General features: G+C 57.2%; 12 protein-coding genes and 1 riboswitch. Of the genes, 8 read left to right on the top strand and 4 right to left on the bottom strand.

What is annotated here, in order from left to right; all coding sequences use genetic code 11:
* Positions 1-145: 145 nt before the first annotated feature.
* On the bottom strand, positions 146-1,453 hold the full coding sequence (locus MYS68_RS21140; RefSeq protein WP_248927746.1) for an aminotransferase class I/II-fold pyridoxal phosphate-dependent enzyme: 1,308 nt from the start codon (positions 1,451-1,453) through the stop codon (positions 146-148).
* A gap of 222 nt (positions 1,454-1,675) precedes the next feature.
* Between MYS68_RS21140 and MYS68_RS21135 the strand changes: the two genes are divergently transcribed.
* On the top strand, positions 1,676-2,431 hold the full coding sequence (locus tag MYS68_RS21135; RefSeq protein ID WP_248927745.1) for a DeoR/GlpR family DNA-binding transcription regulator: 756 nt from the start codon (positions 1,676-1,678) through the stop codon (positions 2,429-2,431).
* A 233-nt stretch (positions 2,432-2,664) separates the two neighbouring features.
* Complete coding sequence (gene kduI / locus MYS68_RS21130; RefSeq protein ID WP_248927744.1) at positions 2,665-3,498, top strand: 5-dehydro-4-deoxy-D-glucuronate isomerase; 834 nt, start codon at positions 2,665-2,667, stop codon at positions 3,496-3,498.
* Positions 3,499-3,595: 97 nt separating this feature from the next.
* On the opposite strand, the gene MYS68_RS21125 is transcribed toward kduI, so the two are convergent.
* Positions 3,596-4,222: a pyridoxamine 5'-phosphate oxidase family protein gene (locus MYS68_RS21125; RefSeq protein ID WP_248927743.1), complete on the bottom strand. Its 627-nt coding sequence runs from the start codon at positions 4,220-4,222 to the stop codon at positions 3,596-3,598.
* 119 nt (positions 4,223-4,341) lie between these two features.
* On the opposite strand from MYS68_RS21125, the gene pdxR reads away from it, so the two are divergent.
* The gene (pdxR, locus tag MYS68_RS21120) at positions 4,342-5,826 is read left to right on the top strand and encodes a MocR-like pyridoxine biosynthesis transcription factor PdxR (protein WP_248927742.1); all 1,485 of its coding nucleotides are present in this window, start codon (positions 4,342-4,344) and stop codon (positions 5,824-5,826) included.
* Between the two features lie 199 nt (positions 5,827-6,025).
* Entirely contained in the window at positions 6,026-6,295 is a 270-nt protein-coding gene (locus tag MYS68_RS21115) for a hypothetical protein (protein ID WP_248927741.1), read from the top strand.
* Between the two features lie 144 nt (positions 6,296-6,439).
* Here the strand turns inward: MYS68_RS21115 and asd are convergent, their stop codons facing one another.
* A complete protein-coding gene (gene asd / locus MYS68_RS21110) occupies positions 6,440-7,228 on the bottom strand; it encodes an archaetidylserine decarboxylase (RefSeq protein ID WP_248927740.1) in 789 nt (262 codons plus the stop codon).
* 142 nt (positions 7,229-7,370) lie between these two features.
* Complete coding sequence (locus MYS68_RS21105; RefSeq protein WP_248927739.1) at positions 7,371-9,026, bottom strand: SH3 domain-containing protein; 1,656 nt, start codon at positions 9,024-9,026, stop codon at positions 7,371-7,373.
* Positions 9,027-9,238: 212 nt separating this feature from the next.
* Between MYS68_RS21105 and MYS68_RS21100 the strand changes: the two genes are divergently transcribed.
* From MYS68_RS21100 to MYS68_RS21085, 4 genes are all read left to right on the top strand, one after another.
* Positions 9,239-10,195: an acetylxylan esterase gene (locus MYS68_RS21100; RefSeq protein ID WP_248927738.1), complete on the top strand. Its 957-nt coding sequence runs from the start codon at positions 9,239-9,241 to the stop codon at positions 10,193-10,195.
* A gap of 337 nt (positions 10,196-10,532) precedes the next feature.
* A riboswitch (TPP riboswitch) is annotated at positions 10,533-10,642 on the top strand.
* Positions 10,643-10,807: 165 nt separating this feature from the next.
* Entirely contained in the window at positions 10,808-11,392 is a 585-nt protein-coding gene (locus tag MYS68_RS21095) for an ECF transporter S component (RefSeq protein ID WP_248927737.1), read from the top strand.
* A complete protein-coding gene (locus tag MYS68_RS21090; protein WP_248927736.1) occupies positions 11,389-12,954 on the top strand; it encodes an ABC transporter ATP-binding protein in 1,566 nt (521 codons plus the stop codon). Before MYS68_RS21095 ends, MYS68_RS21090 begins: the two co-directional genes overlap by 4 nt.
* The gene (locus MYS68_RS21085) at positions 12,935-13,735 is read left to right on the top strand and encodes an energy-coupling factor transporter transmembrane component T family protein (protein WP_248927735.1); all 801 of its coding nucleotides are present in this window, start codon (positions 12,935-12,937) and stop codon (positions 13,733-13,735) included. The genes MYS68_RS21090 and MYS68_RS21085 overlap by 20 nt, the downstream gene beginning before the upstream one ends.
* Positions 13,736-13,741: the final 6 nt, after the last annotated feature.

The following is a 13,741-nucleotide window of genomic DNA, read 5'->3' as shown; positions in this document are numbered from 1 at the left end:
GGCTTATGGATCAGTCGTGTTACACTAACAGCGAAACCACCGCTCAGGCCCTCAACCTTATCGCGGTGGTTTTCGCTTGTTCAGCTTCGGTGTAGAAAAAAGCCAAGTCCGATACCGTGGACTTGGCTTCTTTTTTTCATCGCATTTACTTCGCGGCAACCTTCTGCACATCGAGCACACCTTTGTAAATGTCCTCGAACAGCTCCTCAAGGTTCGCTTCCTCAATGCAGGAGAAGGCGACGCGCAAATCGGTTTCGCCCAGAGCGATCGTGCCGATTTGGTATTTGTCCAGCAGGTGCTGGCGCAGCGTTTCCGCGTCGACGGTTTTCAGCTTGAGGCACATAAAGTAGCCGGAGTTGAACGGGTAATATTCCCACACGTCGTCGTATTTGCCGCTGTCGAGAATCGCTTTCACCTTGTTGGCGCGGCCTTTCATGATCTCGAACTTCTCCTGCTTCTGCGAGTGGAAATCCGGGGATTGCAGCGCGTGCAGCACGAACGTTTGCGACGGGTGCGGTCCGCTCGAAATCGTGGCGCGGATGATGCCCATCGTCTTCTGCTCCAGGGCGGCCAGCATGGCGTCCGTTTGGCCGACGTAGGTGACGAAGCCGACGCGGAAGCCCCAAACATACTCCTCTTTGGTCGCGCCGTCGACCTTGATCGCCAGCACGCGGGGGTGGATATCCGCGAGATGTCCTGCGAGCGATTCCTGCATCGAATTTTCGAAAAACAGTCCGAAGTAAGCGTCGTCGGTCACGACAACTACGTTGATGCCCGCTTCCGCACCGGCTTTGATCGCCTGCACAATCTCGCGTCCTTCCTCAGCCAGGGGAGAATAGCCGGTCGGGTTGTTCGGAAAGTTCAGCACGACGATTGCTTTGCCTTTGCTTTGCTGGGCGAGAATGGCCTCGCGCAGTCCGGCTGCATTGAATTTGCGCTGCTCGTTATACAGCGGGTAATTGACGATCTCGGCACCGCGGCGAATGCCGAACGTCAGCTCGTAGTTCTCCCAGTTTTTGTCCGGGATAACGACGGCGTCTCCGGGGCTGGCAAACAGGTCGGCAACGATGCTCAGCCCGTGCGTCAGCGCGTTGGTGGCGATCGGGTTTCCTACCTGCTTCCCTTGCAGCGACGGATTTTCTTCGAGCATCTTCTTGCGCCATGCGGTGCGCAGCTCCGGTTTGCCGGCAGGCGGCGCATATTCGTAAATGTCTTTCGGATTATAGGCGGATAACGTATCTTGAATGACCTTCAGATGCATCGGTGCGCCGTTTTCCAGCGCCGTTCCGATCGTGGCGTTGAATTTTTTCGCCTTGGCTTTGGCTTCCGCCGACTGGCTCAAGATGCCTTCCTTCGGAAAATAAATCAAACGTCCAAGCTCCGAAAGCATGTCGTAAACATGAGGGTTTTCCTTGCGGATCGTTTCGTTAAGCTGCTGTGCTAAAGGGTGCATCTTCGGTCATCCTTCCATCATTCTTCTTAACATTTAGCCAATATTATACCACTTTGCCAAAGCGGAGTCACGGTCATTTGCGACCTTCCTCCGATCATTTTTTTTCGTATACAAGCCCTGTGTACAGCAAGTATAATGAGGAGAAACCATGGGGCGCCGAACGAGGTCGGATCTGACTTCGATCATTTTGATACAGGCCAGCAGGGGGGCTTCGCGACAACAATGAAACGTCACGAAAAAATTATGGAGCGGCTTTTGGCGGAAGGGGAAGTGTCGGTGGCCGATCTTGCGGCAAAGCTTGGGGTCACCGGAAAAACGATCCGTCAGGATCTGGAGAAGCTGGAGAGCAAAGGGTTGCTGCAGCGCACGCACGGCGGGGCGGTGCTGGCGAACGAAGGGTACTCCGGTCTGTTCCAAAATACCGCGCCGAATCCGAAGCGTCTGAAGGAGAAGCGGCAGGCTGCCGAGCAGGCGGTACGGTTCATCGAACCGGGGGATATCATCGCGCTCGACAGCGGGAGCACGACGCTGGAAATCGCCAAGCAGCTCGCTAACGAGCCGCTGACGGTCATCACGAACGATTTGTACATCATCGGGGAATTGATCAAAAAAGACCAGATCCGCCTCGTCGTGCCCGGCGGAATCCGCAGCCGCAATCAGCTGGTGAGCGAGGATGCGGGGCGCTTTCTGCGCAAGCTCAATGTGCGGAAATCGTTTTTATCGGCCACAGGGATTCATCTGGAGTACGGTTTGACGATTTTTACGCAAATGCATGTGGAGCAGAAGCGGGCTTTGATCGAAACGGCGGAGCAAGTATTTTGCGTGGCGGATCACAGCAAGTTCGACAAATGCGCGCTGATCACGTTTGCGAGTGTGAAAGAGGTGCCGACGATCATTACCGATGCGGGGCTTTCCGAGGAAACGATGGCCAGATATACCGAGGCGGGAATTCGTATCGAGCGGTTTCCGCATGTTTAGTCAGGTTCATTTCGGTTCATTTATTATTTAATTGAACTTAAATGAACGGAGTATTATAATGAATTAGGTAAAAACGAACCAGGCGAAACCGCTGCAAAAAAACCAGCATTGCTTACGAAGCCAGTTATTCGGGGGCTCCTCCAAAAGTAATAGGAATGAGCCCGCAAAGGATCGCTTCACTTTTGGGGGACCGGTTACTGGCGCAAAAACTTTCAGGAGGTATCATCGATATTATGGAAATCCGCTATGCTTCCCATCCCAATGAAGTGAAAGCTTACGACACGGCGCGTTTGCGCAAAGAATTTTTGATCGAGTCGCTGTTCGTACCGGGCGAACTCAAAATGGTATACAGCCACGTGGACCGCTTCATCACAGGTGCAGCCGTTCCGACCCAAGAGCCGATCAAACTCGAAGGGGACAAGCACGAGATGGGCGCAGAGTATTTCCTCGAGCGCCGCGAAATCGGCATCATCAACATCGGGCCGCAAGGCAGCGTCATTGTTGACGGCACCGAATATGTGCTCGAAACGAAAGACTGCCTGTACGTCGGTCTCGGCAACAAAGAAGTCATTTTCAAAAGCGCCGACCCGGCAAACCCTGCGCGTTTCTACCTGAACTCGACGCCGGCGCACAAAAATTACCCGACCGCCAAAGTGGCAATCACGGAAGCGGAGCCTCAGCACCTCGGTTCCATCAACACTTCCAACGAGCGCACGATTTATAAATTCATTCATTTGAACGGCGTGCAAAGCTGCCAGCTCGTCATGGGCATGACGCTGCTCAAGCCGGGCAACATGTGGAACACGATGCCTTGCCATACGCACAACCGCCGCTCCGAAGTGTACCTCTACTTCGATATGCCGGCTGACGGAGTCGTATTCCACATGATGGGCGAACCTACGGAAACCCGCCATCTGGTCGTGCGCAATGAACAGGCGATCATCTCCCCGAGCTGGTCGATTCACAGCGGCGTAGGCACGAACAACTACACGTTCATCTGGGGCATGGCCGGCGAAAACCAGGAGTTCTCCGACATGGACCCGGTAGCGATGACGGAACTGAAATAATGGAGTGCAAGACACAAATCCCCGTGGGCTCAAAGGCCTCGGGGATTTTTTTTGGAATCGCGGGTGGTCCTGTGTATTGTGAATTAACGGACTACCGTCAATTCTCCCGCTCCTTATGGTGTGGGCAATATTGGCGCATCAGCGCAGCCGTTTCCTCGTCGAGCTCCCGATGCCGCTCCTCCAGCGCATGAATCACTTTGCCGCGGTCCTGCTCGCTTAAGTTTTGCCCGAATTTGTATTTGGCGGTCAATTCTTCGACGTGAATTTTCACGATGGCAACGCCGGCAAGCCGCGGGCCGTAATGTTTATCCGCCGGATCGATCGGATCGTAGCCGCCCTCCGGCTGCAGCTTTTGCATAAACGCGGTCAGCGCCTCCGCTTTCACGTGCGGATCCTGGACGTTTTCGGCATAACCGCGAATCAACACCGATTTAAAATAAGCGGTTGCCGGGCAAGCCAGCTTCGGATCCAATACGTAGGAAGGAATGAGCGCATATTCCTTGGCCACGGCAAAAGTGACCTTGGGCCGCGCTTTCAGGTTGGCCATTTTGGCTCCGGCCCTGCTGCCGTGAAAGTAGACGGCTCCCCCGTGATACACAAAGTTGAGAGGCGTCAGCAGCGGCCAGCCGTCCTCCCCGACCGTTCCCAAATACCCGAAGCTCATCTCGTTCAAAAACAAGCTTGTCTCCTCCGCATTCATCATCGCAAATTCGCTTCTTCTCATCCTGCAATTCCTCCTCGACAAAGTTGTGAAATTGGAATTAGAATATAAGAAATATTGGCTTATCAGAAGATCCAATTTTGCAGTTTTTTATTGGTCCACTAAAGAGGAGAGGCTGGCTTATGTTTCATGTGCCGTTGAGCACGTATTTGCAGGAGTACGGTACGAAAACCGACGCGCTGTATCATGCGCTTAAAGATATGATATTGCAAGGGACCGCAGCGCACGGCAGCAAGCTGCCTTCCAGCCGCGAGCTGGCCGCGCAGTATGATCTCGCACGGGGCACGGTAAGCCAGGTCTACGATATGCTGGCCGCCGACGGCTATGTAAGGACGGAGACGGGAAAAGGAACTTTCGTATCCTTCGGGCAAAGAAATACGGCCGGCGTGACCGGTAATTCGTCCGGAGCGGACTTGCTGTCGGCTTGGGGAAAACGTGCGGAGCAAGCCGAACCGCCAAGAGCGAGGATGAGGAGTCCGGCTTACCCGTACGATTTTCATTTCGGACACGTCGATTTGAGCCGGTTTCCTTCCGCTGAGTGGAACCGCTGCCTGTACGCAGAGGCGAGAAGGGCGAGCGGGGAGCTGGCGTACGGGCTGGAAACGCCGCAAGGAGACCGCCGCTTGCGGGAGTGCCTGGCCCACTACTTGCAGCGGGCGCGGGGAATTGCCGCTTCCCCGGATCATATCGTCATCGTGAACGGCTCGATGCAGGCCATCGCTTTGCTTGCGCAGTTGGTCATCGACAGCGGAGATGCGGCGGTGCTGGAGCAGCCGGGCTACCACGGCATAAGCAAGGCGGTGCGGGCGGCCGGCGGCGTTTGCGTGTACGCGCCGGTGGACGAACGCGGCATCGTGCCGGCGCCATGGGAGGCGAAGCTGCTGTTTGCGACGCCGAGCCGGCAGTTTCCGACCGGCGCCGTGCTCACCCTCGAGCGGCGGCGTGAGCTGCTGCGCTGGGCGAATGGGCGAGGGGCGCTGATCGTCGAAGACGATTACGACAGCGAATTCCGCCACCGGGGGCGTCCGCTCGAGCCGCTGAAGGCGCTCGACAGCGAAGGCCGCGTCGTTTATATCGGCAGCTTTTCCAAAACGATGCCGGCTTTTTTGCGCATCGGTTATGCCGTGCTGCCGGCCGGACTGGTCGCGCCTTTTTGCAGGGCGAAGGAGCTGTTCGAGCCGCTGCCGACCGGGCTTGCGGAGCAGAAGGCGCTCGCCGCCTTCATGCAGAGCGGACTTTACGAGCGGCATTTGCGCCGCATGAAACGAATTTACAGCCGCAAGTTTTGGCATCTGCAGCAGCTGTTGAAAGAACGGTTGGCCCATCTGTTCGAGTGGATGGAAGGCGACGCCGGACTTCATATATTCGGTTGGTGGAAGGGCGATCCGGAACATTACCCTGCCTATAGGGAAGCGTGCAATGAGGCGGGCGTTATTTGGTCGGAGTCAGCAGCAGGCATCGGGGAGGACGGCAAGCTTCCCCGGTACGGTGCCTATTTCCAGTTTCAGCTGCTGAGCATGGAGCAGATGGAGCTGGGGGTCGAAGCGATGCGGCGTGCCGCGGTCAAATTGGGTTTAGGAGGTTCCTATGCGGCCGGAACAAATTGAAAGAGTCATTTCCCGTTTTCCCTGTTTCGCTTCGGTTTCCGCGGAAGATTGGCGGCACGCGCAAATGGTCTCGGCAGCTCCGGCTTCGCTGCATCTTGCAGACAGCGTTTGTTTAGCGGCCTTTTGGCGAAAAATACCTTATAGGCTATAATGCGGGCATTACAGACATCCGGGTCAGCAAGCAGCGGAGGTACAAGCCATGAGGAGAAAAGCGCTGCAGTGGTTCATCGAGGAGGAGAAGCGGCGGGTGCTGGGCAATTGGGCGAACGGCACGACAGGCAAAGAGCAGGCGATCGGCAGCCTGAACACGCTGTATCAGCTCGCCGCTGCGGCCGGGGATGTGCAAGCTATGCGGGATATCAGCACAACGACGGCGCAAGTAAGAGCAGCGGCGATTCCACGCATCCCTGTGGAGGAGCCTCTCGAGCCGAGTCCCTTGTTCTTTCCGGCACAGGATACGCTCAGCTAAAATGATTTTCCGCAAAGGCACGTTTTCCCCGATTATGAACGAAAGGACCCCAAATCCACGGCAATGTGGAGAAGGAGGTCCTTTTTTCCTGTGAAAATTATTATGGAGCGGGACATGGAAGCCAGCCTTTTCGCGGAAAGGCTATCAGGCCTTCGGACGCAGCTTGCCGAGAGCTTCGCCCATCCGGACTTTGCTGCCGACCGCAAGGTCGCTGCGGCATTCGAACGTATTCGTTTCGAGCAGCAGCACGACGGTCGAGCCGAATTCGAAATAAGCAAGCTCGTCGCCTCGTTCCAAATGATTGGGCAGCGGATCGACGTACTGAATGCTGCTGACGTTCATCGCCGCTACCTTGACGACCGCCACCTCGCCGCTTTCATGCTGCATGTAGGTGATCAGCCGTTCGTTGCGGCTCAGCACCCGGGGCATGTGGCGCAATCCGAAATCGTTGACCGGGTACACTTTGCCGGGCACGTGTTCTTTTTCCAATATATCGCCGGTGACCGGAGAATGGATGCGGTGATAGTCGGTCGGGCTGAGATAGAGCACAAGATAAAATCCGTGTTCGTAGCTGACCATTCGGGGAGAGCGGTTCAGCAGCTCCTCGATCGTGTAGTCTTGTCCTTTCACATTGAGAATTTGGCCGGATTCGATCCGCCCCATTCCGGTGATGAGCGCGTCGACGGGACTGACCACAGTACTCTGAGCCGTATCGACCGGACGCAGCCCGCTTTTCAGCCGTCTCGTAAAAAATTCGTTCAGCGAAGCGTACTCGCTTATATGTTTTTCAGCGTCCTCCACCCGAATTCCGTATGTCTTGGCAAAGCGGGGGATGAGCGCTTTGCTCGCTTTCGATTTGGCGAAGGCGCCTGTCAGACGGGATATGGTTTTTCGGGACGACAGCTCGGTAAGCAGCCGAAACAAAGGCTTCATGATTTAAGGTCACCGGTTCCTTTCTCTTCCTGAAAACGTAAATAGGCACAACGTTATATTGACACAGAACCACCCGCAACGCAACAGGCAAAGCCTAAAATAAGGGGCTGCGGCAAGGGGCTGACCCGGTTAACCGGCAGCATCATTCGGGCATAATCGCAAATACCTCCGGGGCGCCGAGCGCCGCCTGCATCTCCTCTTTGCTCATAGACCTTGCCTCCCGGCCTTCGCCGATTTCGTACCGTATAGGGACAGGCACGATCCGTGCCGAATATTCGCCGGGAGGCGCAGGATGGCCGCCTTCATCCCGCTGATCCCACTCGATGTGGATGGAATAGGCCCCCGGTCCGGGAAAAGCCGATTGAAGCGGGGGCAGCTTGCGGGTCCACACGACATCGTGCGGTTCGGGCAGCTTTGCCGCGTCTTCCGCGGACGGGCCGCCCGGTTTATAGATTTGCAGCTCGAATTCCACCGGCTCCGAAAAAGCTGTCGGCAAATTCGAGGCATTTAGGATCGTCAAGCTGAACGGAATGCCTTCCTGCCGTTCAAATGCATGTCTTTGCGAGTTTTTGCCAAAAACCATAACAAACGGGGCGCCTTTACCGCTTCCCGTGCCGGGATCCTGCCGGAGGAAGGTCCAACTGCCGACCAGCGACCGGTCGGATGCGCTTCGCGGCTTCGGAAGCCACAGATCTCCGTCCGCTCCGCGGAACAAGTACCAGTCGAGCCGGTCGTCCCCGGACCACTTGGCGATGCTTTCGACTTCCTGCGGAGCGTAGTAGCCTTTCGGATGAGCGACGGCGTTAGGACTCGGGTACGTATAAACCGCCGTCTCACCGGTCAGCTGCAGCGTTACGCGGGAAGGTGCAGTTCCCGGCGGCCGCAGCCGCAGCGACCGCTCCGGGTTAATCCAGACCGTCCGTCCGCCGCTGGCTTTCACCTGGAACCAACCGTTCCAACGCGCCATTGCCTCCAGCTTCGCACCCGGCTCGAACCAGACGGCTTCGTCGTTCGTTTCGGGCGCGGATACGCCGTAACCTCCGGTCGGCAGCGAGACCGTTTCATGCACAGGCTTGACGCCGATTTTTTCATCTGCCGGCAGCACCCAGCGCGGACCTTGGTCCGTCTCGATCTTGTACCAGACGATTTCCCGGAAGCGGTATCCCTCCTTCCCCGTATCCCAACCGGCTATGACGTGCACGGTTTGCGGCGCAAGCGCAATCGGCGATTTTTTTAAGTAAGGAACTTCATATAGCTGCGTCTCGCGGGTCAGCAGCATGTCGAAGCCGGCGGGCTCTTCCCGGATGTTCTCCAGCAGCAGCGGCTCGTCGAGCCATTTTTCCGACCGGTCCGCGGTCATAATGCGATACCAATCGTGGTATCGGCCGGTGACGTATATTTCCTGCGGAGCGATCCGCTGCTCCGTCAGCGGGGTCAGAGAAGGGGTGTCGTAGAGCGGCTCTACCCTAAGCGTATGGGCGGTAAAGGCGACGGATTCGATCTCTCCTTCGAAGGCTCCCGAACTTCGGGAAATCCATTGCTCTCCGAGCCACGTATCGATTTTGTACCAAATATCCCCTCCGGCGGTTGCGGTATCTTTGATCTTAAGGGTCTGATAAGCACTCAGCCGGCCTGTCGGCGTTTCTTCGCCCGCGGATGCATAAAACGGCGCCTCCTTGACTACGGTGATCACGGAGGGGACGGAAGCTTCCGCCCCGGCTGCATTTGCCCAAGGGAGCGCCATCAGGAGTGCGGCGGCGGCCGCTCTTTGGGCTAGCGCGCCAAATGTTCTTTTCATGTGCATCCATCCGTTCCTTTCGTTATTTTTTGCATGGACAGCGCCCATTATTTGTTAAGACGCTTGGCAGCGTCCAAAGGTTTCCATTGTTTCGGATCTTCGAACGCCGAAAATTTTCAGGAAAACGGTGGGCAGAGGCGAAAAATTTGGTACAATGAAAAGGGTTTCTTACTGGGAATCGTGCCATTTTTCAAGCGAAAGGATGTTCCGTTATGCCACTTGTAGACTTGCCCTTAGCCAAGCTTCGCGAATACCGGCCCGAGCTTACGGCGGAAAAAGATTTCGATTCGTTTTGGCAGCGTCAATTGGAGGTATCCCGAACGTTTCCGCTCAATGCGCGGCTGCAGGAGGTGGAATATCCCGTCTCCAGCGTAAAGGTATACGATCTCGTTTACGACGGCGCGGACGGCACGCCGGTGCACGGCTGGTATGTCGTTCCCGCAGAAGCTCAGGGGCCGCTGCCCGTTATCGTGCGTTATCACGGGTACTCCGGCAACCGCGGGCGCCCGAACGAGCTGCTGCATTGGGCGTCGATGGGGCTTGCGGCGCTTGCGATCGATACGAGAGGACAGGGGGGCCTCACCCCGGATCTCGCCCGTTACCCGGAAGGAAGCGCCGTAGGCTGGATGTCGCTCGGCATTGCCGATCCGAACACGTATTATTACAAGCAGGTGTACATCGACTGCGTGCGTGCACTCGATTTTGTTTGCGCCCGGCCGGAAATCGACGTTTCGCGCATAGCCGTATACGGCGGCAGCCAGGGCGGCGGCTTGACGCTTGCCGTTGCAGGCATTGATGATCGGCCCAAAGTGGCGATGCCGGTTTATCCGTTTCTGTGCGACTTCCGGCGCTCCGTGGAAATTCACAGCACCGGACCGTACCCGGAGATCAAAAACTGGTTCCGCCGCTTCGATCCCGAGCACTTGCAGGAAGAGCAGGTTTACCGGACGCTCAGCTATTTTGACGGGATGAACTTTGCTCCCCGAATCAAAGCGCGCACCTTAATGGCGATCACGCTGCAGGATACGACATGCCCTCCTTCCACGTGTTTTGCCGCCTACAACCATTTGGCCGCGGAGAAGGAGCTGAAGATTTACCACGATTACGGTCACGAAGGGCTGCCTTTTCACGAGGAAGCGATGATGTGGTTCGTTCATCAGCATTTGTAAATATTTTTTTAAGACCATGCATATGAAACGATGAGCCGGTCCATACTATCTTCGACGGTGAAAAAGAGAGGTGTGGTTCCGTTGAACATTTCAACGAAACATTCCAAGGAGATTTCCGACTCGAGATAGAAGCGGAGGGATGTGCCAAAGACTCGTTAGTGTGGTACCCCACAGTAAGGACGTTGCAGGTAAACCGAGGCTCTAGGTAGAGGATAGGAAGATCGACACTAATTCGCCGTCGGAGGGGCTCCCGCAAGGGAGTCCTTTTCCATTATTGAACACCAAAAAATAACAGTTGCGCAAACCGGGATTCATGTTGTATTGTAAAAACAAACCAAATAAGCTTCACGGGGGCTTGATGAAGTCAGGCTGAGATAGCGGCCGTATGCCGCTGACCGTAAATCTGATCTGGGTAATGCCAGCGTAGAGAGGATAAACGTGCGAGTTTTTAAGACCACGCGGTTATTCCGTGTGGTTTTTTGATTTCTCGGGACTATGCTGCCGCTTTACTCCGACAGAGGCAAGGAAGGGGCAGCATGTTATCATGCCGCGCGGCGCCCCTTCTTTTCCGGAAGGGGCTTATTTCATTTAAAAAGGGAGTGAACATGCGTTATGTCCAAGAAGCTCAAGTTGTCCGATATTTTGGTCACCGTCGTGATCGCGGTTCTGTTCGCGGTGATTTACCGTCTGTGGGGGCCGGTATCCGAAGTTGTGAAGCTGGTGGGAGTTCAGGCGGACCAGCTCGTTTACGGCATGTGGTTTATCGCCTCGACCGTCGCATTTTTGCTGATCCGCAAGCCCGGTATTGCACTGCTCGCCGAGGCTGCGGCGGCCTCCGGTGAACTTGTCATGGGCTCGCAGTACGGCGTGGAGGCGCTGACCTACGGCATTATGCAAGGTTTGGGGGCTGAGCTTGTCTTCGCTCTTTTCGCTTACCGCAAGGCGTCGCTGTCTTCCGCCTGTCTCGCCGCTGTAGGCGCCGCCGCCGGGTCGCTGGTTATGGACGTTTACAAAGGGTCCATGGCCGACCTCGTTTCGTGGAACCTGGCGCTGTACATCGTGTTCCGTTTTGTCGGCTCGGTGTTCTTCACGGGCATCTGCGCCTACTATCTGGTTAAGGCGTTGGAAGCGACGGGAGTTACGAGCCTTGTGCGTCCGGCTTCGCAAGACGATTATAAGGCGCTGGATTTCAAATGAGCGCCGGCGCGGCGGGTGTGGAAAAGCTGCGGCTGAAATTTCCCGGCACGGACGGGCTTCTGTTCGCGGATCTTACGCTGCAGGTGGAGCCCGGCCAGAAGGTGCTGCTGCTCGGTCCGAGCGGCTGCGGGAAAAGCACGCTGCTGCAGGTGTTGACCGGGCTTATCCCCGGTTCGATCGACATTCCGCTCAAATATGAGCGGATTCGCATTCCGGAATCGTGGGGATATGTGTTTCAGGATCCGGATACGCAGTTTTGCATGCCGTTCGTCGATGAAGAGCTTGCTTTCGTGCTGGAAAACCTGCAGGTGCCGCGGGAACGCATGAGGGGGATGATGAGCGGTCTGCTGGAGCGTGTAGGTCTTCAGCTTGGCGATCTGCATACCCCGATTGCGGCATTGTCGCAGGGCATGAAGCAGCGGCTTGCGATCGCGTCGGTGATGGCGCTGCAGCCGGAGGCGCTGTTTCTCGACGAGCCGACGGCACTGCTCGATCCGGAGGGCACCAAGATGGTGTGGGAGACGATCAAATCCATCGGGCAAGGCAAGACGGTGGTCATCGTCGAGCATAAAATCGACGAGGTGATCGATTTCGTCGATCGGGTCGTCATATTTGACGCGGCGGGCGCGATTATCGCCGACGGCGCAGCCGGGGCCGTATTCCGCGAGCACAAGCGGCTGCTCGCGGAATACGGGATCTGGTACCCCGGCGTATGGCAGGATTACGCCGGGAGCGAGCGGTTCCGGACGCTGCGCGCGTCCGGAGAAGCGGCTGCGGCGGCGGACTCGGGGACGCCGCCGCAAGGTGCGGGCAGCGGCGCGGCGGCCGCTCCGCTGCTGGAGCTGCGCGATTTCGCCGGCTACCGCGGCGGCAAAATCGCGCGCATCGAGGCGGCGGAGGCACGTGCCGCCGCGGGCGAGTGGATCGCCGTTGTCGGCGAGAACGGCGCCGGGAAAAGCACGCTGCTGCAAGCGTTGATGCAGCTCATCGCGACAAGCGGGGGCTACCGGCTGGAAGGCCGGGAAGTCCGCCGGTTCGACGACGTCGCCGGTGCGCTCGGCTTCGTGTTCCAAAACCCGGAGTTCCAGTTTGTGACGAACTCCGTCCACGATGAAATCGCCCATACGCTTCGCATGGAGCAAGGGCGGAGCGATAACGCCGCCGCGGCGCAGCTCGATGCTGAAGTGCGCGGGCAGCTCGCGCGTTTCGGGCTCGACGGCACGGAAACGCGGCATCCGTACCAGCTGTCGCTTGGCCAGAAGCGCAGGCTCAGCGTCGCCGCCACGGCGGTTCGCGGCCGGCAGGCGATGCTGCTCGACGAGCCGACGTTCGGCCAGGATGCGAAAAATACGTTCGCGCTGCTGGAGAAGCTGGAGGAGTGGAGACAGCTCGGGACGACACTGATCATGGTTACCCACGATATGGACATCGTCCGGCATTTTGCGACGCGCGTCTGGGTCGTGCGGCAGGGGAAGCTGATCCGCGATACGGAGCCGGCCGTGTTTTTGCAGGAGCGCGCCGCAAGTGGGGAGGTGAGGCCGGATGCTGCCCTTTGCATTTAATGAGACGTGGCTTCACCGGATCAACCCCGCCTTGAAGCTTGCGCTTAGTTTGGTCGTATTTCTGTTCGTGCTGATGACGGACAACATCAACATCCTGATTTATTTTACGGTTTTCGGCTTTGTGCTGCTTGCGCTTTTTACCGGTCATCCGGGGCGCCGGGTGCTGCTTTTGTCGCTGCCGTTCGTGCTGCTGTTCGTCTCCTCATCGGTGTCGATGACGTTTTTCGGAAAAGGCGACACCGTTTGGTTCAAGTGGGGACTGATCCGCATATCCGAAGAGAGCTTTATCCGGGGCATGCACGTCGGTCTGAAAACGGTCAACTTCGCCGCGGTCGGCCTGCTCTTTGCGCTGACGACGCGCCCGGTGCTGCTGTTTTACTCGCTGATGCAGCAGGCGAAGCTTCCGGCGAAGTACGCCTACAGCTTTATGGCGGCGATGAGGCTCATCCCGATCATGATGGACGAATTCCAAATTTTGCGCCAGGCGCTGAAAGTGCGCGGCGTCCGTTATCGGCGCGGGCTGGCCGGCGTGTTCGACCGTTTGAAAATGTATGCAATCCCGCTGCTGGCGCAGAGCATTCGCCGGGCACAGCGGATCGCGGTTGCGATGGAAGCGAAACGTTTTTCGTCGGGGCAGGCGAGAACGTACTATTACGAGACCGGTTTTTCCGGCAACGACGCGGTATTTGCGGCGTATTGGATGCTGGCGGCCGCTTTGGCCTTGTATGCAGGGCACCATCTGCCGCTGCTGGCTGTGACGGATGTGCGGTATTCGCCGTAAGGCGTT

Origin of the sequence: Paenibacillus hamazuiensis, from assembly GCF_023276405.1 — a bacterium.
GTDB classification, from domain to species: Bacteria; Bacillota; Bacilli; order Paenibacillales; family NBRC-103111; genus Paenibacillus_AF; species Paenibacillus_AF hamazuiensis.
Note: the sequence above shows the minus strand (reverse complement) of the source record. Positions and strands in the feature narration are given on the sequence as shown.